The sequence below is a fragment of the Shinella sp. GW821-FHT11G07 genome, from assembly GCF_058808115.1.
Map to the genome: position 1 here is coordinate 1 of NZ_JBXARJ010000033.1, position 17,004 is coordinate 17,004.

Annotated in this window: 13 protein-coding genes and 1 pseudogene; 6 read left to right on the top strand and 8 right to left on the bottom strand. The window is 58.1% G+C overall.

The genetic code is table 11. From position 1 onward, the window contains the following. Nucleotides 1-437: 437 nt before the first annotated feature. The 3 genes and pseudogenes from AC1RT2_RS31965 (at nucleotide 438) to AC1RT2_RS31975 (ending at nucleotide 5,379) form a co-directional block, all read left to right on the top strand. Nucleotides 438-614 carry a hypothetical protein gene (locus tag AC1RT2_RS31965; protein WP_171902470.1) on the top strand — a complete coding sequence of 59 codons (177 nt, stop codon included), beginning with the start codon at nucleotides 438-440 and terminating at the stop codon, nucleotides 612-614. Nucleotides 615-818: 204 nt separating this feature from the next. Beyond that, nucleotides 819-1,945, top strand: a pseudogene (locus AC1RT2_RS31970) (IS3 family transposase). A 341-nt stretch (nucleotides 1,946-2,286) separates the two neighbouring features. After that, entirely contained in the window at nucleotides 2,287-5,379 is a 3,093-nt protein-coding gene (locus tag AC1RT2_RS31975; protein WP_493108474.1) for a cadherin domain-containing protein, read from the top strand. Between the two features lie 332 nt (nucleotides 5,380-5,711). Here AC1RT2_RS31975 and AC1RT2_RS31980 read toward each other — a convergent pair whose 3' ends face one another. After that, nucleotides 5,712-5,960 (bottom strand): hypothetical protein, encoded by a 249-nt coding sequence (locus tag AC1RT2_RS31980; RefSeq protein WP_493108475.1) that lies wholly within the window; start codon nucleotides 5,958-5,960, stop codon nucleotides 5,712-5,714. Between the two features lie 125 nt (nucleotides 5,961-6,085). Here AC1RT2_RS31980 and AC1RT2_RS31985 point away from each other — a divergent pair, with 125 nt between their 5' ends. Continuing rightward, the gene (locus AC1RT2_RS31985) at nucleotides 6,086-6,499 is read left to right on the top strand and encodes a hypothetical protein (protein ID WP_493108476.1); all 414 of its coding nucleotides are present in this window, start codon (nucleotides 6,086-6,088) and stop codon (nucleotides 6,497-6,499) included. 16 nt (nucleotides 6,500-6,515) lie between these two features. Here AC1RT2_RS31985 and AC1RT2_RS31990 read toward each other — a convergent pair whose 3' ends face one another. The 7 genes from AC1RT2_RS31990 to AC1RT2_RS32020 form a co-directional block, all read right to left on the bottom strand. Continuing rightward, entirely contained in the window at nucleotides 6,516-7,265 is a 750-nt protein-coding gene (locus AC1RT2_RS31990) for an ABC transporter ATP-binding protein (protein WP_493108477.1), read from the bottom strand. Further along, nucleotides 7,262-8,095 (bottom strand): ABC transporter ATP-binding protein, encoded by an 834-nt coding sequence (locus AC1RT2_RS31995; protein WP_493108478.1) that lies wholly within the window; start codon nucleotides 8,093-8,095, stop codon nucleotides 7,262-7,264. Before AC1RT2_RS31995 ends, AC1RT2_RS31990 begins: the two co-directional genes overlap by 4 nt. Continuing rightward, a complete protein-coding gene (gene nikC / locus AC1RT2_RS32000) occupies nucleotides 8,092-8,994 on the bottom strand; it encodes a nickel transporter permease (RefSeq protein ID WP_493108479.1) in 903 nt (300 codons plus the stop codon). The genes AC1RT2_RS31995 and nikC overlap by 4 nt, the downstream gene beginning before the upstream one ends. 11 nt (nucleotides 8,995-9,005) lie before the next feature. Next, on the bottom strand, nucleotides 9,006-10,067 hold the full coding sequence (locus AC1RT2_RS32005; RefSeq protein ID WP_493108484.1) for an ABC transporter permease: 1,062 nt from the start codon (nucleotides 10,065-10,067) through the stop codon (nucleotides 9,006-9,008). Nucleotides 10,068-10,079: 12 nt separating this feature from the next. Continuing rightward, complete coding sequence (locus AC1RT2_RS32010; protein WP_493108480.1) at nucleotides 10,080-11,729, bottom strand: ABC transporter substrate-binding protein; 1,650 nt, start codon at nucleotides 11,727-11,729, stop codon at nucleotides 10,080-10,082. Between the two features lie 274 nt (nucleotides 11,730-12,003). Beyond that, nucleotides 12,004-12,699 (bottom strand): SDR family NAD(P)-dependent oxidoreductase, encoded by a 696-nt coding sequence (locus AC1RT2_RS32015; protein WP_493108481.1) that lies wholly within the window; start codon nucleotides 12,697-12,699, stop codon nucleotides 12,004-12,006. A gap of 144 nt (nucleotides 12,700-12,843) precedes the next feature. Further along, on the bottom strand, nucleotides 12,844-13,194 hold the full coding sequence (locus tag AC1RT2_RS32020) for a hypothetical protein (protein WP_493107606.1): 351 nt from the start codon (nucleotides 13,192-13,194) through the stop codon (nucleotides 12,844-12,846). 513 nt (nucleotides 13,195-13,707) lie between these two features. Between AC1RT2_RS32020 and AC1RT2_RS32025 the strand changes: the two genes are divergently transcribed. After that, the gene (locus AC1RT2_RS32025; RefSeq protein ID WP_493108482.1) at nucleotides 13,708-13,941 is read left to right on the top strand and encodes a hypothetical protein; all 234 of its coding nucleotides are present in this window, start codon (nucleotides 13,708-13,710) and stop codon (nucleotides 13,939-13,941) included. A gap of 463 nt (nucleotides 13,942-14,404) precedes the next feature. Beyond that, nucleotides 14,405-16,732 (top strand): hypothetical protein, encoded by a 2,328-nt coding sequence (locus AC1RT2_RS32030; RefSeq protein ID WP_493108483.1) that lies wholly within the window; start codon nucleotides 14,405-14,407, stop codon nucleotides 16,730-16,732. The last annotated feature ends 272 nt before the right edge of the window (nucleotides 16,733-17,004 follow it).

Sequence of the window (17,004 nt, forward strand, 5' to 3'; positions counted from 1 at the left end):
AGCACGAAGGTCGCGGCGACCACGTGCCAGCCGAAAAAGGGTTTTATCCTGGATGGTTGGCAAGATGTCATGACCTGGGCTCCGATGGCGACAGGCTCTTATGGCAGCTTCCCGGAAGCAAAGCTTCGGTCACGATCGAAGTGTGTCGTTTGGCGGCCCTTCGCGCAAGTTGTGCCTGAGGGGCGCGGGGCCTGCCGGCCAGTAGCTGCCGGTGTCCCCGGGGATTACAGGCGAGCTGTTAACGCCTTGAACCGAATCGAACCGCAGGCCCGACTCCAGGAAGTCAGTCTCTTGCGCGAACATCTTATAATCGGCAGTGCGAGTTACCACATTGAGACCCTGCAACCACAAATGTGCTCCGATAGATCGGCGGGCATGGGCTGTCGATAGCATTTCCCCAGGTAGAGAATACAGGACCTTGAATAGGAGAACTCATCATGGGTTGGAAAACGCCAAAGATCGAATACGTGAACGGATACAAGATCATTGAAGTCGAGGGCCCTACCTTCAAGGTCTACGAGGGCGACCGTCAAATGGGAGATGATTTCCCTTACTCTGGCGAAGCGGCTGCTCACGCGAACTCCCTTCCAACGCGGGATGCTCCAGGGAGCTGAGCGGGAAAAGCGATGCTACCCTGTTCAAAGTACTACACCGGACCACGATGACAAGAAACTGGCACCTCACCCATGCTCGCAGGCAGAAGGCCCGTCCGTTTGCTCTTGAAAGGAGTCGAACCGCCAACCGCGTAGTTCAGTGGGTTGAATTGCCCCTAAATTTGTAGACGCCTTCTTTCCTAATTTTGAGGCAGGAAGAGCATCATGAGCAAATCGAATTTCAGCGAAGAGTTTAAGCGCGACGCTGTGCGTCAGATCACGGAGCGAGGCTATCCGGTTGCAGAGGTTTCGCAACGTCTCGGCGTGAGCCAGCATTCCCTCTACGAATGGAAGAAGAAGTTTGCAGCGTCGAACACCAAGGGCAACGACGAGGCCGAGGAGATCAGGCGGCTGAAGAAGGAACTAGCTCGCGTCACCGAGGAGCGAGATATCCTAAAAAAAGCGGCCGCGTATTTCGCCAGAGATGCAAAGTGAAGTACGCGTTCATTGCCCTGCATCGCTTGCAGTTTTCTGTGCGGACGATGTGCCGCCTTCTGCGGGTTCACCCGAGTGGATTTTACACCTGGCTGAAGAACCCGCTGAGCAGGCGAGCCAACGAGGACAAGCGGCAGACCGATCTGCTCCTGAAGGCATGGGAAGAGAGCGGTAAGGTTTACGGTTATCGCAAGCTGCACGACGACCTTCTCGATCAGGGAGAGATGTGCTGCCCGAACCGGGTCGCACGTCTGACCCGTCTCGCCGGGATCAAGGCGTAGATTGGCTACAAACGCCGTCCCGGCATCTATGGCGGCAGGCCTGCCGTCGCTATCGACAACACACTCGACCGGCAATTTGATGTCGCGGCTCCGGATAAGGCCTGGGTCACGGACATCACCTACATCCGAACCTGCGAGGGCTTCGCTTACCTTGCGGTTGTCATCGACCTCTATTCCCGCCGTGTCATCGGCTGGGCGATGCAGAGCCGACAGACCACGGACGTCGTATTGCAGGCTCTGCTCATGGCGGTGTGGAGGCGAAAGCCGAAGGACAAGGTGCTGATTCATTCGGATCAGGGTTCGCAGTTCACCAGCATGGACTGGGCCTCGTTCCTCAAGCACCACAATCTAGTTCACTCGATGAGCCGACGTGGCAACTGCCATGACAATGCGGGGGCCGAGAGCTTCTTCAATCTTCTGAAGCGAGAGAGGATACGTCGCAGGGTCTACCGTTCCCGCGATGAAGCTCGCCAGGACGTGTTCGACTACATCGAGATGTTCTACAACCCGAAACGCAAACACGTCAGAAACGGAATACTGTCGCCCGTCGAGTTCGAGAAGCAGCAGAAAATCTAACCCGAGGGTGTCTACGAAACTCGGGGCTATTCAAACCCTCGTTGCGAGTGAACCACCGTTAGCTCGAGCAAGATGCCTTGCGAGTGTATGAGCCTTGATAACATTCGAACCGCAGACCAGTGCATACATGCGCCCTAAATACCTGAAATATTTTCGTAATTTACGCGAGCATAATTACACATATCTCGCGACTAGGGTAGGCAAGCCAGTCCCGCGTTAGTCTGCGGGGCGTCGGAGCCGCTGTGCTGCTCTGAGCGGATTTTTTCAATTTTCAAATATTGCGCAAACAATTGGCTGATAGAAGATGCTATCCTAGGTAGGTGGCGGCGGGGATCTCTCAAATGGCTATCATAAATGGAACACCGGGTGATGATACACTTTCCGGCACCGTGGGCGACACGATTTCTGGCGGGAACGGTAACGACATCCTCATTCTGGACCTGTCGAGCCTGATCACTGCACTAAATGTGCGCATGTCCGATCTTGAATCGGGCCCCTACACGATCGCTCCAAATACAGTGATATCCGACTTTGAAACGTACGAGCTGACCTTCGGAAGCGGCAACGACCGCCTGGACCTTACCGGCGCCAAATTCATCTTGGCTGAAAATAACATGTTCTGGGGCGGGTCTGGGGTGGACACAGCGATCGTTGACCAGGATGCATACGGTTGGATGATCCTTCGAGGTTTTGAAAAGCTCGAGATCGATATGTCCACGATGACCTGGGAGCTCAACCAGCGTGGCTACGGACTGGTTTGGGGCCATCCCGACGACGAGTCCGCTGTTTATGTCGATGCCAATACTGACCTGACGATCCGCTCCGGCTCAGGCGACGACGAAATTTTTACCTTCGACGGGGACGACGTCCTGAGTGGCGGCGCCGGCGATGACTGGCTTGGTGGAGGCAGGGGGTCGAACACCTACCTGTTTTCAGCCGGCTGGGGCTGGGATACCATATTTAATGGGTCCGACGCGGAAGACGAAAACGAGACCGATGTAGTCATCTTCGATGCAAGTGTTTCCTCTTCAGATATTATTTGGTCGGCCAGCGACGGTAATCTCCATTTGACGCATGTCAACGGGCAAGACCGCCTAACGATTGATCGCTTCTTTCATTATTCCGAGCGACAGCCCAACGAATTCCGCTTCGCCGACGGCACCAGTTTTCATCGACCGCTGATGACCTCATTTGGTGGCGTCAACGAACATGCGATCAGCATCGCTGAGAACACCAACGCGAAGTGGAGCTTCACAGCGACGGACGCGGACAATGAAGGCCTCACGTACTCTGTAGAGACTATAGAGGATGGGGCAGCATTCCAGATCGACGCGGTCACAGGGGAACTCTCGTTCAAGGGTGGCGTGAATTTCGAGAACCCTACCGACTACGGCAACAATAATACTTACGACGTCCTTGTGCAGGTCCGGGATCAAAAAGGCTTTTTCGACGAGCAGTGGCTGAAAGTTACGGTGACCGATGTCAACGAGCCGGCCGTCATCACTTCAAACGGCGGAGGCGCTTCGGCGTCCGTCAATCTGGCCGAAAACAAGACGACGGTGCTGACGGTGACAGCAACGGATCCAGAAAATGCTGTTATCACCTGGTCGATTTCCGGCGGCGCGGACAAGGCGCTCTTCCAGATCGACGCGACGACCGGTGCGCTGACATTCAAGTCCGCACCGGACTTCGAAACGCCGAAGGACAATGGCAAGAACAATATTTACGACGTGACGATCAAGGCCACGGATGCAGGCGGGTTCGGCGACACGCAGGCAGTTTCCGTAAAGGTGACCAATGTCAGCGAGGCTCCCATCATCACCTCTAACGGTGGTGGCACTACATCTGCGATCAAGATCGGCGAAAACAACAAGACTGTAACGACAGCCAAGGCAGCCGATCCGGAGAAAGGGGCTATTGCATGGTCAATTTCCGGCGGAGCCGACATGGCGCTCTTTCAGATCGATACGAAAACCGGTGCCTTGTCGTTCAAGTCCGCACCGGACTACGAGACCCCGAAGGACATTGGCAAGAACAACGTTTATGACGTGACGATCAAGGCTACTGACGGGACGGGTCTCAGCGATACACAGACGCTAGCCGTGACGGTAGGCAACTTAAGCGAGGCTCCCATCATCACCTCGAATGGCGGAGGGACGACTTCAGCGATTGTTTTAGGCGAAAACACCAAGTCGGTGACAACAGCCAAGGCTGCCGATCCGGAGAAAGGGGCTATTGCCTGGTCGATCTCCGGCGGCGCTGACATGGCACTGTTCCAGATCGACGCGAGAACCGGTGCCTTGTCTTTCAAGACCGCACCGGACTTCGAGACCCCAAACGATACTGGCAAGAACAATGTCTATGACGTGACGATCAAGGCTACTGACGCGACGGGCCTCAGCGATACGCAGGCACTCACCATCGCGGTCACCGATGTGAAGGGCAAAACCCTTACGGGCACGCCCCAGACCGACAGTTTGACCGGCACGCTGGAAAGCGACGTGCTGAACGGCGCCGGAGGCAACGACCTGCTGAACGGTGGCGCAGGTGCAGACAAGATGATTGGCGGCACAGGCAACGACATTTATGTCCTCGACAACGCCGGCGACGTCGTCACCGAAGGCAGCAATGCCGGAACGGACACCGTCAAGGCATCCGTCAGCCACACGCTGGCAAGCAATGTCGAGAGACTGATCCTGACTGGAACCGCTGCCATCAACGGCACCGGCAATTCTGCCTCCAACACTCTGACCGGTAACGCCGGCAACAACATCCTCAACGGCGGTGCCGGTGCGGATAAGATGGCCGGCGGTGCCGGCAACGACACCTATATCGTCGACAATGCCGGCGACGTCGTGATCGAGGCTGCGGGAGGAGGCACGGATTTGGTTAAGTCCTCGGTCAGTTGGACCCTGGCCGCCAATGTCGAGAAGGTTACTCTGATCGGCTCTGCGAACATCAGTGCCGCTGGCAATAGCCTCAACAACACCATGCTTGGGAACACCGGCAACAATTCCCTCAACGGCGGCGCCGGCAACGACGCGATCGGCGGTGGCAACGGCAATGACAAGCTCTATGGCGGGCTCGGTAACGATACGCTCACGGGCGGAGCAGGCAAGGACACGTTCGTTTTCAATACTGCCCCGAACGCGAGCACAAACATCGACAAGATCACCGACTTCAGTCGTGTGGATGACGTGATGCAGATCGACAATGCGGTCTTCCTCGGCCTTGCGGCCGGCGAACTTGCGTCAAGCATGTTCAAGGATGTCACGCTGGGGCTGAAGGACGCCAGCGACCGCATCCTCTACAACTCCGACACCGGGAGCCTGTTCTTCGATCGTGATGGTTCTGGAAGCGCGTACGCCGCGGTGAAATTCGCGACGTTGTCGGGAACGCCAACGCTGACAGCGGCTGACTTCTTTGTGATCTGATTGGTGCCTTAGCCATAGGACCGACGTCACGCGTCGCCAGGCAATGGCGGCGTTTGCTTCGATCGACAGCTAAGGAACTATCGGCCGCGGACGATCGTGTTTCAGGCCGGCGAGCTAGCGGCGATGGAATAATGCGGCGCACGGGGAACAAGCCGCGGCGATCACGGTTGTTGAGGCGCGGTCGCCCGGTACCCACTGAGCATTTTGGTTCCCCCCAATCAGATGGCCGCAAAACGAGAGCCGTGAAGCGCGTCTGGGAAGTCGGGCTTTGCGGTTCTCGTCAAGGAAGCCCACTGGGCGAGGATATTGCCCCCTACCGCAACGCGCCTCCCCTATACCGGTTGCATATTGCTGACTTCCTCCGGCATTTCGTCACCATGGAAATAGATCAGCTTCGGCTCACCAAAGTCGCCGCTCTCTGGATCTCCCTCCATTACAGTCGCGAAGACCATGGGTTTACTCAATGCCAGGCGTTCGGCCACCCGCCTTGCATGCACGACGCTATTGGCTTGGACAGCAATGTCTGGCTTCAAGCCGCGCTTACCCGGGCTGAAGGACTGAACCACGAAATACGACGCCATGCTCATTCTCCTGTACGCTAGACTGCTTCTACCACGGTTCGGATACGAGGCCTAAACAAGAACAATCGCCTCTCTTGTAAGGCAAATGAATCGCGGTATCGTTCAAGAAGCGCTAGGAGGAATTGATGCCGGCGAAACCTAAGCCTCAGAACCGCTACGATATGCGCGAAGACGGGACCGGCCTGTGGGCGGTCTATGACATCTTCACGGGGCTGACGGCCGAGGTGAACGGCGTGCCGCAAGACGGGCTGGATATGGAGGTTGCCAGATTCATGGCCGGCAATTTGAACGATGTATACATCGCCAGGCGTGAGGACGATGCTTTGAGGAAGGCCATCGCTATCACGCCGGCGTCTTGGCGCTGGCGAGCTGCGCTGGCCGCCAATGCAGTGATTGGACAGGGACGTGCATCATTCAGTGATCGCTCTTGGGCCGCCCGCCCGGCAGCAGCGCCTCGCCGTGGATGGCGTCATGAGCGTCCAGCGATTGCGGCTCTTCGCAGTTCAATGCTGAAGATTGCACCAAAAATCATTCTGTAAACCACCTATCAAACGCTCACTGGTCACGGCGGAAACCCTTGCTGGCGGCTAGCAAGCCGCGTGTATAATCCTGCGTCACCTTGCCGGCGGCGAGGTCGGCAGAAGCGAGTTGCTCCACAGTGCGACCGTTCTGCATGACCATCAACCGGTCGCACAAATGAGTGATGACGGCGAGATCGTGACTGACCATCACGTAAGTGAGTTGCCGCGCGGCGCGCAACTGCTCGAGCAGATTCAGCACTTCGGCTTGAACGGATGCATCGAGCGCCGATGTCGGCTCGTCGAGCAAAAGGATGGACGGCTCGAGAATCAATGCGCGCGCAATCGCCACGCGCTGCCGCTGGCCGCCGGACAGTTGGTGCGAATAGCGGAAGCGGAAGCTTGACCCAAGCCCGACCTCGTCGAGCGCGTGCACGATACGGCCTTCGGTATCGTCGAAGCCATGGATGGCAAGGGGCTCAAGGAGCAGTCGATCTACCGTCTGGCGCGGATGGAGTGAACCATAGGGGTCCTGGAACACCATCTGGACCTTGCGGTAGAAGGCTTTGTCGCGCCGTTTTCCGAGTATCGTACCGTCGACTGCAATTGCACCTGCAGAAACCGGAGCAACGCCCGCCACGGCGCGCAAAAGCGTTGACTTGCCGGAGCCGGATTCGCCGACAAGACCGAAGGACGCGCCATGCGCCACTGAAAGGCTGACATCCTCGAGCGCCACGAAATCGTCGAAGGCGACGCCGAGGCCTTCTATGGCGAGGGCCGGTGTCATGTCATCCACTCCGGCTTCCGGTCGAGCACCGGTAGCGGGTGCCGCTCAGCGCCGATCTCGGGCATGCAGTTTAGCAGGCCACGGGTGTAGGGATGCTGTGCGTCGGCAAGCCGCGCAGCCGGCAGTTCCTCCATGATGCGACCGGCATACATGACGATGACCCGGTCGCAGAACGAGGAGACGAGGCGCAGGTCGTGCGAGATGAAGATCAGCCCCATGCCGCGCTCGGCGACAAGACGATTGAGGATGCCGAGAACGTCGAGCTGCACCGTCACGTCGAGCGCCGAGGTCGGTTCGTCGGCAATCAAAAGTTCCGGGCCGGCAATCAGCATCATGGCGATCATCGCGCGCTGGCCCATGCCGCCGGAAACCTCGTGCGGATAGAGGCCGAAAACGCGTTCAGGATCACGGATCTGCACGGCAGCCAGCATGTCGAGCGTGCGCCTCTTCGCCTCCGCCCTGCCGACCGGCTCGTGCGTGCGCAGCGTTTCGACGATCTGCCGGCCGATGGTCATGACCGGGTTCAGCGAATATTTCGGATCCTGCAGGATCATCGCGATGCGTTTGCCCCGCAGCGCGCGTCGCTCTGCCTTCGAGGCCTTGAGGAGATCAGTGCCGTTGAAATCAAGCTTGCTGGCCGCGATCACGCCGTGTTCGGCGGTCAGCCCCATGATAGCGCGGCCGGTCTGGGACTTGCCGGAACCGCTCTCACCGACAATGCCGAGCCGCTCGCGGCCAAGTGTGAAGGAGACGCCGCGCACGGCTTCGATGACGCCGGTGCGCGTTGGGAAAGACACGCGAAGGTCCTCGACATCAAGCAGCGCCCTCATTGGCCGCTCCCACGCGGATCGAGCGCATCTCGAAGGCCGTCACCCAGCAGGTTGAAGCCGAGACTGACGATGAGGATCGCGAAGCCCGGAGCCGCGGCTACCCACCATTGATCGAGGATGAAGCGCCGGCCGGAAGCGATCATCGCGCCCCACTCGGGCAGTGGCGGCTGCGCGCCGAGGCCGAGGAAGCCAAGGCCGGCGGCCGTCAAGATGATACCCGCCATGTCGAGCGTCACACGCACGATGAGGGAGGAGATGCAAAGCGGCATGATATGGCGCAGCACGATGCGCCAGGGCGAGGCTCCCATCAGTTGCACTGCCAGAATATAGTCGGAATTGCGCACCGTCAGCGTCTCGGCGCGCGCGATGCGCGCATAGGGCGGCCAGGAGGTGATGGCGATGGCGATGATGGCGTTGCCGATGCCTGGCCCAAGAGCTGCGACAAAGGCGAGCGCCAGCACGAGTTTCGGGAAGGCGAGGAAGATATCGGTGATGCGCATCAGTACCGCATCCATCCAGCCACCCGCATAACCGGCGACCGTGCCGACGAGAAGGCCGATGGGTGCGGCAATGACCGCAACCAGCAGCACAACCTGCAAGGTCAGCCGTGAGCCGTAGATGAGGCGCGACAGGATATCGCGGCCTTGATCATCCGTGCCAAGCCAATGCCCCGGCCCTGGCGACAGCAGGCGCGCCTTGGCAAGATCGCCGATATAAGGCGAATGGGGTGCCAGCAACGGGGCAAAAGCGGCGAGGACGACGAGGCCGAGAATGATGACAAGGCCGATGACGGCGAGACGGTTGGCGGTAAACCGCCGCCAGGCGACATAGGCACGGCCGAGCCGGGCCTGCATGCGCGATTGCGGCCTGTCGGTCAGGAGCCATTCGCGACGGGTCATGGTGACTTCCCTCATCGTGTCCTCGTTCGGGGATCGAGCATGCGGTAGAGCACGTCGGAGAGAAGATTGATGGCGATGAAGACGGAACCGATGACGATGGTGCCGCCTAGCACCGCGTTCATGTCGGCGTTTTGTAGGGAATTGGTGATGTAGAGACCAAGCCCCGGCCAGGCGAAGACGGTCTCCGTCAGCACCGAGCCTTCGAGCAGGCCGGCATAGGAGAGCGCGATCACAGTGATGAGCGGCACGGCGGCATTGCGCAATGCATGACCCCAAATGATGCGGGCCTCTGACAGGCCTTTGGCACGCGCTGCGACGATGTATTCCTGGCCAAGCTCGTTCAGCATGAAGGAGCGTGTCATCCGGCTGATGTAGGCCATGGAGAAATAGCCGAGCAGCGAGGCCGGCAGGATGATGTGCGAGACGATGTCGCGGAATGCTGCCCAGTCGCGATTGATGATTGCATCCAACAGGAAGAAGCCAGTAACCGGCGTGAACGTGTACTCGAATACGACATCGATGCGGCCGGGGCCAGAGACCCACCCGAGGCGTGCATAGAAGACGAGCAGGGCGAGCAGGCCGAGCCAGAAGATCGGCACCGAATAGCCGACGAGGCCGACGATGCGCACCACCTGGTCGCTAATGCTGCCGCGCCTGACGGCCGCGAGCACGCCGAGCGGAATACCGAGGAGCGCGCCGATGATCGTCCCGACGGTGGCCAGCTCCATGGTCGCGGGGAAGACGCGGCGAATGTCGGTCATTACAGGGTTTGTCGTCAGCACCGATGTGCCGAAATCACCGCTGAGCACGCCTTTCATATAGAGCCAGAACTGCTGGTAATAGGGCAGGTTCAACCCCATTTCCAGCCGCACGCGCTCCACCACATGGGCAGGCGCCCGATCGCCGACGATCGCCAGAACCGGATCGATCGGCACGACGCGGCCGATGAAGAAGGTGACGGCGAGCAGGCCGAGATAGGTGGTGGCGACGACGACGAGGAATCCCACCACCGATTTCAACCGCCCATAGGCGCGCCATCTGGCGCGCCCCGCCTGCTTGCGCGTTTCCATCATGCTCAAGGAAGACTATTCCTTGGACACGGGTGCGAGCGGGTTGGAATCGAAGCTCGGGCCGAGCGTGTAGCCCTTGACGTTGCCACGAACGCCCGCGACCTCGATCTGCTGGAAGATCATGACGAAGGGGCTCGTTTCCAGTGCCTGCTGCTGCAGCTTTTCATACATCGCCGCACGCTTGGCGTTGTCACGCTCCAGAAGGGCGGCCTTGGACTCGGCGGTCAGTTCCGGAATATCCCAGGCATTGCGCCAGGCGAGCGTCTTGACGGAGGCATCGTCGCCATTGTCGGGATTGGAGGTGAAGGCCTCGCCGTTCGAGTTCGGATCCCAGTAGTCCATGCCCCACTGACCAATATAGAGATCGTGGTTGCGGGCGCGGTACTTGGTCAGCGTCTGCTTGCCGTCGCCGGGAATGATCTCGATCTTCACGCCGGCCTGGCCGGCGGTTTGCTGGAAGGATTCGGCGATGCCCGTTACCGGCTGCGTGTTGCGCACGTCGAAGGTCACGGAGAAGCCATCCTTCAGGCCAGCCTTCTCCAACAGTTCCTTGGCCTTCGCCACGTCGAACTTGTAAGGACTTGCCTCCAGCGCGCCGAGCACGCCCTTGGCCTGATAGGTCTGGCGGATCTCGCCGATACCCTTGATCAGGGTCGCGCCAATCGCGTCGTAGTCGACGAGATACTTGAAGGCCTCACGCACCTCGGGCTTGGCGAGGTTCTCGTTCTTCTGGTTGAGGCTGATGTAATAGACTGTGCCCTTCGGCGCGCTTGTCGTCGTCAAATCCGCATTCTTCGAAACGGCGTCGAGATCGCCCGGCTCCAGGTTGCGGGCGACATCGACGTCGCCGGCTTCCAGCATCAGGCGCTGCGTCGCGCTTTCCTTGACGTGGCGGTAGATGACCCGGGTCAGCGCGGGCTTTTCGCCATAGTAGTTGTCGTTGCGTTCCAGAACTAGGATTTCGTTGGCGCGCCAGTCGCGAATCTTGAACGGGCCGGAGCCGGCATAGTTGGTCTTCAGCCAGCCATAGCCGAAATCGGTGTCGTATTTGTACTCGTCGCTCGGCGTCTTGGCTTCGGCGTGCTCCATTACCAGCTTCTTGTCGAGCACGGCGCCAACGGTGGCAGTGAGGCAGTTCAGCACGAAGCTCGGCGCATAGGCCTTATCGACGGTGAAGACGAAAGTGCTTTCGTCAACGGCCTTGGCCTTTTCAGCAACGTTGTCGCCGGTCAGGCCGAACTGGGTGAGGATGAAGGCGGGGCTCTTGTCGAGCTTGACGACGCGCTCGAAAGACCACGCGACATCCTCGGCGGTTACCGGGTTGCCGGAGGCGAACTTGATGCCCGGTTTCAGCTTGAACGTATAGGTGAGGCCGTCGTCAGACACGGTCCAGCTGTCGGCGACGCCGCCCTTGACTTTAGTCGTGTCGGCGATGTCGAGGCGAACCAGCATGTCATAGGCATTGCCGATGAACTCGGCCGGCGACAGCTCGAAGGATTCGGCTGGGTCAAGCGTGATCGTATCGTCGATTGCCCAGGCCTGCACGAGAGTATCGGCCGGCGTTTCCGCAAAGGCCGGAGCAATGCTGCCCGAAACGAACAGCAGCGAGAAAGCTGCACCGGCAAGCAGCGGGCGAATGTGGTTCGTAAGCTTTTCCCTGTTCATTCCCGTTCCCCATGTCACATGGTTGTTCTTCGGCATCCGATGGCCGGACGTCATTTTGGTAAGTAAATCATACTATTGTCCAGAGTGACAATCCCCTAGATCGCGATTGATTGTCAGGCAAAAGACCGCGTTGACCAGAGCCGTGATCCGGATCCAGCACTTGGGGATTTGGCCCGCCAACGATACTGTTTCAGGCATGCGAACTGCTGGAGATGGAACAGAACGCAGCGATGACGTGGACGTTAGCTTCGCGCCCATGGTGGACATCGTGGTTTCAATTGATGAAGGCGAAATCGTTGTCGAGTGTTTCGACAACTTCGACACGCGCTGGATGCCTCAGAAGCTTTGCATACCTGTATTTGAAGGATCCTCCGGAAAGGGCCACGATTTGTTCGGCTGTCCAGACCGGGTCCAGCATAGTGCTGGTGTCCTCGTCTGTTTTCTCCCAGAACGGCGTACGGATACCAGCGGGAGCGGCGACGAGCACCTTCCCAAACCCTGGATCACGTACAAGCGAAGCGCCGAGCATGGCCATACCAGCCTTCGTTGCCGAATAGGCAGGCTCTTGCGGCCTCGGCGTATATTGAGAGCTTGATGTGATCAGTAGCAGCTTCAATGGCGTCGGGGCAATAGGCTTCAGACGCGCCGCCAGCATCATCGGAGCCAACAGACCCACATTGGTCATTGTCGTAAGCGCCTCATCATTCAGTGTTTCGATAGATCCGCGCTGCAGAAATCCAGCGGCGTAGACGAGCGTATGCACGTCTTGAAAGCTGGCGGTGAGGTTGCTGATCCCCTTGGAAAGATCATCCACAGAAGCCGTAATAGACAGTTTGAAGAATTGCGCATTCGCCAAGCCAGGATCTTTGCGCCCGGTAAAGCACACCCGATGACCTTCGTTGACATAATGCCGAGCGAGTTCAAGCCCAACTCCGGAACTGCCTCCGACGATCAGGATGTTCTTTTTCATTCAAATCACCTTTGAATTGCAATCTGGTAGAGATACGAGAAGACAATATCGGCATCAAAGCACTGAGAAAAGATGGCAAGGCCACAATCGAGATGTCGAAATGCCGCGGCGGCGTGGCTCGCGTGGGAGCGCCGATCTAGTCCGTCAACTTGGGAAAAACGACCAATCCTCGGCCATGAATTCGAGCGTTTCATCGCGGAAATAATATAGAAAATGCCGAGAACTGGCTGTGTCTGCTCCGATCTTTTCCCAAGACACGGCATCGCGGTCGGGGTCAGGACCGATTAACTCATAGAACTCGCCCCAACGAGGTGCAACACCGCTGTAGCGGCCATGGCCGTCTGCCTTATACCATTCATGATCATTGGTGCTGTCCCAGCGCCAGCGGCTGCAACCAGCAAATCTCAAAGTGCGCCATGTCTCTTCAATTTTCGAACTGGGCTTCGAAAACAGGCCCAAAGCCCTGAGAATACCCGTCGGCGTTTTGTCGTCCACGACCCTCTACGAGCGGAAGCGGACGTTGGCGGAGGAGGCCACAACTGAAACCTGCGGCTCTGGGGCATTTGGATCGGCCACCCAACCCTGGCCGAGTTGCAATTTGACAAACTTTAACATGCATTACGATTAGCCAACTTGCATAGCCTATACCACTCAATTATGAGTTCACGGCCTAGTTCATCCTCCTGCCCCGCCTCAGCGCGGGGCCTTTGTTTTCAGGTAGAAATTGCATCACCGTGTCAACATTATCGGCCTATGCCTGTTATCGATGTTCATAGTGATCCTCGGCTCTTTTTTGATTATGCCTCTCTTCGGCGAAGGGAATACCGCCCCGACTGAAATCAACATCGACGCTGTCGCCGCAACCGGCGAGCAGTGAGGCATCCATGGATCAGGGAGTTTGGGAGAAGACGGTCACGTTCGAGATGATGACGTGGGGCGGGAACTTTGCAAGACCACGCACATTATCTGCGCGATTGTTTTTCAGCGATGCCTCATGGAGAAGAGGATATGCGCTCAGACGACGAACTGAAAGCCGCCATGGCCGACCTACTATCTTCACTGCAGGCAGCGCCGGACAATCCGGTGAGCCTTCTTCCTGTAGGAAGTGCCCTGATGGAACAGGGGTTTACCCAAGATCAAATCATAAATCGGCTCTATCGCATGGAAGCCGCACATGAGATTAAGTTGTTGGAGGGAAACAGACTTCGCCTGATAAAGCCCCTGATAAATCCAGATGGTTGAGGGCATCGTACGCCCTGTTTTTGGCATTTTACACCCGCACGTCCCGTGATAAATCGTCGTAGCCCGCCGGGAGTCGGGCGTGTCACTGGATGGCGGTATTGATTTCTCAATCCGCTTGGATGCCGCGATCGACATGCGGGTCACAGACTTTATTTTGTAAAGCTTTGGGCGCGCGATGCAGATCCAGCGCTTTTGGAATTTGGCCCGCCCAAGCCGGCGAGGAAATCGATAAGTGTCAGCGCGGCGACAACGATGTGGCCGTAACCACGCTCGTGGCGATCATGTGGGCTACGGCTGCAAATTCTGCTTGCTGGCCCCGACCCTGTAGGCCCGCTTCACCAGGCAAGGGAAATTTCTCAAAAATAATACGAAGCGACACCTTGCTTCAAATAATGCGCAAAGAATCATCTGCTATGCGCTGACATAAATTCAGAGGTTCTTGTTGGGTTGGGGGAATTTTCTAATGCCAGTCGAAGGCACGGACGGAGACGACGTCTTTATTGGTTCAAACGGGGACTGGATTATCGGAAATGGTGGCTCCGATACCTATAAGATCTCGGCGGGATGGGGCAGAGTTACGATCGAAAACGAGGATAGCTCCGATCTATCCATGGATGTGATCGTCTTCGATGCAAGCGTTAGCGCCTCCGATATTACTGTGTCGAGACAGGGCTACGACCTGATACTTTCGCACGTGAACGGCGACAGGCTAAAAATTTTTTTCTACGAGTGGGATCGCCCCGATGAAGTAAGGTTTGCCGACGGCACGGTGTGGTACATCGGTGGTCCTGCAATCTCGTCGAATGGCGGGGGGCCAACGGCCTCCGTCACTATCGCGGAAAATGGCACTGCGGTAACCACCGTCACAACAAAGCAGCAGGATGGCGTAACCTTCTCAATCGTCGGGGGAGCAGACGCGTCCCAATTCATCATCGATGCAACAACCGGGGTCCTTTCCTTCAAAAACGCAAAGGATTTCGATAATCCGTCCGACATTGGCACGAACAATGTCTACGACGTTGTCGTCCAGGCTATCAACAATTTTGGAATCGCCGATCAGCAGGCCATTGCCGTGAACGTGACCAACGTCAATGAAGGGCTTGCCATCATTTCGAATGGTGGGGGCAGTTCGGCAGCGGTCAATGCCGCCGAAAACAGCAAGGCGGTGCTGACGGCGAAGGCAAAGGACACGGACAAAGACACTGTTACATGGTCGATTTCCGGCGGCGCCGACAAGGCGTTGTTCCAGATCGATGCAAAGACCGGTGCCTTGTCTTTCAAGTCCGCACCGGACCACGAGACCCTGAAGGATGATGGGAAGAACAATATCTACGACGTGACGATCAAGGCCACGGATCCGGGTGGGCTCAGCGACACGCAGGCGATCGCCGTGACAGTGACGGACGTCAACGATGCACCGAAGGTCAATTCGAACGGCAGCGACGTTGCCGTTGTGGCGATGGCCGAAAACGGCAAGACGGCGACGACTGTTAAGGCATCCGATCAGGACAAGGACGCGCTCACCTGGTCGATTTCCGGCGGGTTCGATCAGGCGCTGTTCCAAATCGATGTGAAAACCGGTGTTCTGTCGTTCAAGTCAGCCGCTGACTACGAGGCACCGAAGGATCGCGGCAAGGACAACGTTTACGACGTCACGATCAAGGCCACCGATCCAGACGGTCTTAGCGATACGGAGTGGTTTGCCGTGGTGGTCACCGATGTCATCGAGGCGCCGGTGATCACCTCGAACGGTGGCGGCATCAAAGCGTCGGTCACGATGTCCGAAAACGGAAAGACAGTGACGACGGCCAAGGCAGCCGATCCGGAGAAAGGGGCTATTACCTGGTCGATTTCCGGCGGCGCCGACAAAGCACTATTCCAGATCGACGCGAGAACCGGTGCCTTGTCTTTCAAGACCGCACCGGACTTCGAGACCCCAAACGATACTGGCAAGAACAATGTCTATGACGTGACGATCAAGGCTACTGACGCGACGGGCCTCAGCGATACGCAGGCACTCACCATCGCGGTCACCGATGTGAAGGGCAAAACCCTTACGGGCACGCCCCAGGCCGACAGTTTGACCGGCACGCTGGAAAGCGACGTGCTGAACGGCGCCGGAGGCAACGACCTGCTGAACGGTGGCGCAGGTGCAGACAAGATGACTGGCGGCATAGGCAACGACACGTTTGTCGTCGACCATGCCGGCGACGTCGTGATCGAAGCTGCCGGAGGCGGTACGGATCTGGTTCAGTCGTCCATTAGCTGGACCATGGCCGCGAATGTCGAAAATATAACCCTGACCGGCTCGGCAAACATCAGCGCCCTCGGAAACGCTCTCAGCAACACCATAACCGGGAACATTGGCAACAATTCCCTGAGCGCTGGGGCCGGCAATGATGCGGTCGATGGTGGAAACGGCAACGACAGGCTTTACGGCGGGACCGGCAACGACAGACTGACCGGTGGTAGCGGTTCGGATATTTTCGTGTTCCACACGGCACCTAACACCTCCAGCAACAAGGACACGATCACCGACTTCAACGTCGCGGCCGACACCATCTGGTTGGACAACGCCATCTTCACGGCGGTCGGTGCGAACGGCGGGCTGTCGCCGGACGCTTTCCGTGTCGGCTCAGCCGCCGCCGATTTGAGCGACCGGGTGATCTACAACTCCTCGACGGGCGCACTGATCTACGACAGCAATGGTTCTGCTTCCGGTGGAGCCGTTGAGTTTGCCAAGCTTGCCGCCGGGCTTGCGTTGACCAAGGCCGACTTCTTCATCATCTAGGAGCACGACCTGCCAACGATAATATTTCTCGCCGGCGAACTGCCGGAGATGGAGTAAATCCAGACCAACGGATCAACCAAAACAAATATGTTGAGTTTCGCGCGGGTCAGGGGCAAGGGAAAGGACGGGCCGGAACGGCTCAATGAAGCGCTTGGCTGCGGTGGTCCGGCTGGAACGTTAGCCTCCAGCGGGGATTGAAGCGCTTGGCTGCGGTGGTCCGGCTGGAACGTTAGCCTCCAGCGGGGATGAAGCGCTTGGCTGCGGTGGTCCGG

What these genes read in the sequence shown, in the direction of transcription:
- AC1RT2_RS31965 (WP_171902470.1), top strand. Translation starts at nt 438, where the DNA reads ATGGGTTGGAAAACGCCAAAGATCGAATACGTGAACGGATACAAGATC.
- AC1RT2_RS32025 (WP_493108482.1), top strand. Translation starts at nt 13,708, where the DNA reads ATGCGCTCAGACGACGAACTGAAAGCCGCCATGGCCGACCTACTATCT.
- AC1RT2_RS32005 (WP_493108484.1), bottom strand. Translation starts at nt 10,067, where the DNA reads ATGATGGAAACGCGCAAGCAGGCGGGGCGCGCCAGATGGCGCGCCTAT.
- AC1RT2_RS31990 (WP_493108477.1), bottom strand. Translation starts at nt 7,265, where the DNA reads ATGACACCGGCCCTCGCCATAGAAGGCCTCGGCGTCGCCTTCGACGAT.
- AC1RT2_RS32010 (WP_493108480.1), bottom strand. Translation starts at nt 11,729, where the DNA reads ATGAACAGGGAAAAGCTTACGAACCACATTCGCCCGCTGCTTGCCGGT.
- AC1RT2_RS31975 (WP_493108474.1), top strand. Translation starts at nt 2,287, where the DNA reads ATGGCTATCATAAATGGAACACCGGGTGATGATACACTTTCCGGCACC.
- AC1RT2_RS31985 (WP_493108476.1), top strand. Translation starts at nt 6,086, where the DNA reads ATGCCGGCGAAACCTAAGCCTCAGAACCGCTACGATATGCGCGAAGAC.
- AC1RT2_RS32030 (WP_493108483.1), top strand. Translation starts at nt 14,405, where the DNA reads ATGCCAGTCGAAGGCACGGACGGAGACGACGTCTTTATTGGTTCAAAC.
- AC1RT2_RS32015 (WP_493108481.1), bottom strand. Translation starts at nt 12,699, where the DNA reads ATGAAAAAGAACATCCTGATCGTCGGAGGCAGTTCCGGAGTTGGGCTT.
- nikC (WP_493108479.1), bottom strand. Translation starts at nt 8,994, where the DNA reads ATGACCCGTCGCGAATGGCTCCTGACCGACAGGCCGCAATCGCGCATG.
- AC1RT2_RS31995 (WP_493108478.1), bottom strand. Translation starts at nt 8,095, where the DNA reads ATGAGGGCGCTGCTTGATGTCGAGGACCTTCGCGTGTCTTTCCCAACG.
- AC1RT2_RS31980 (WP_493108475.1), bottom strand. Translation starts at nt 5,960, where the DNA reads ATGGCGTCGTATTTCGTGGTTCAGTCCTTCAGCCCGGGTAAGCGCGGC.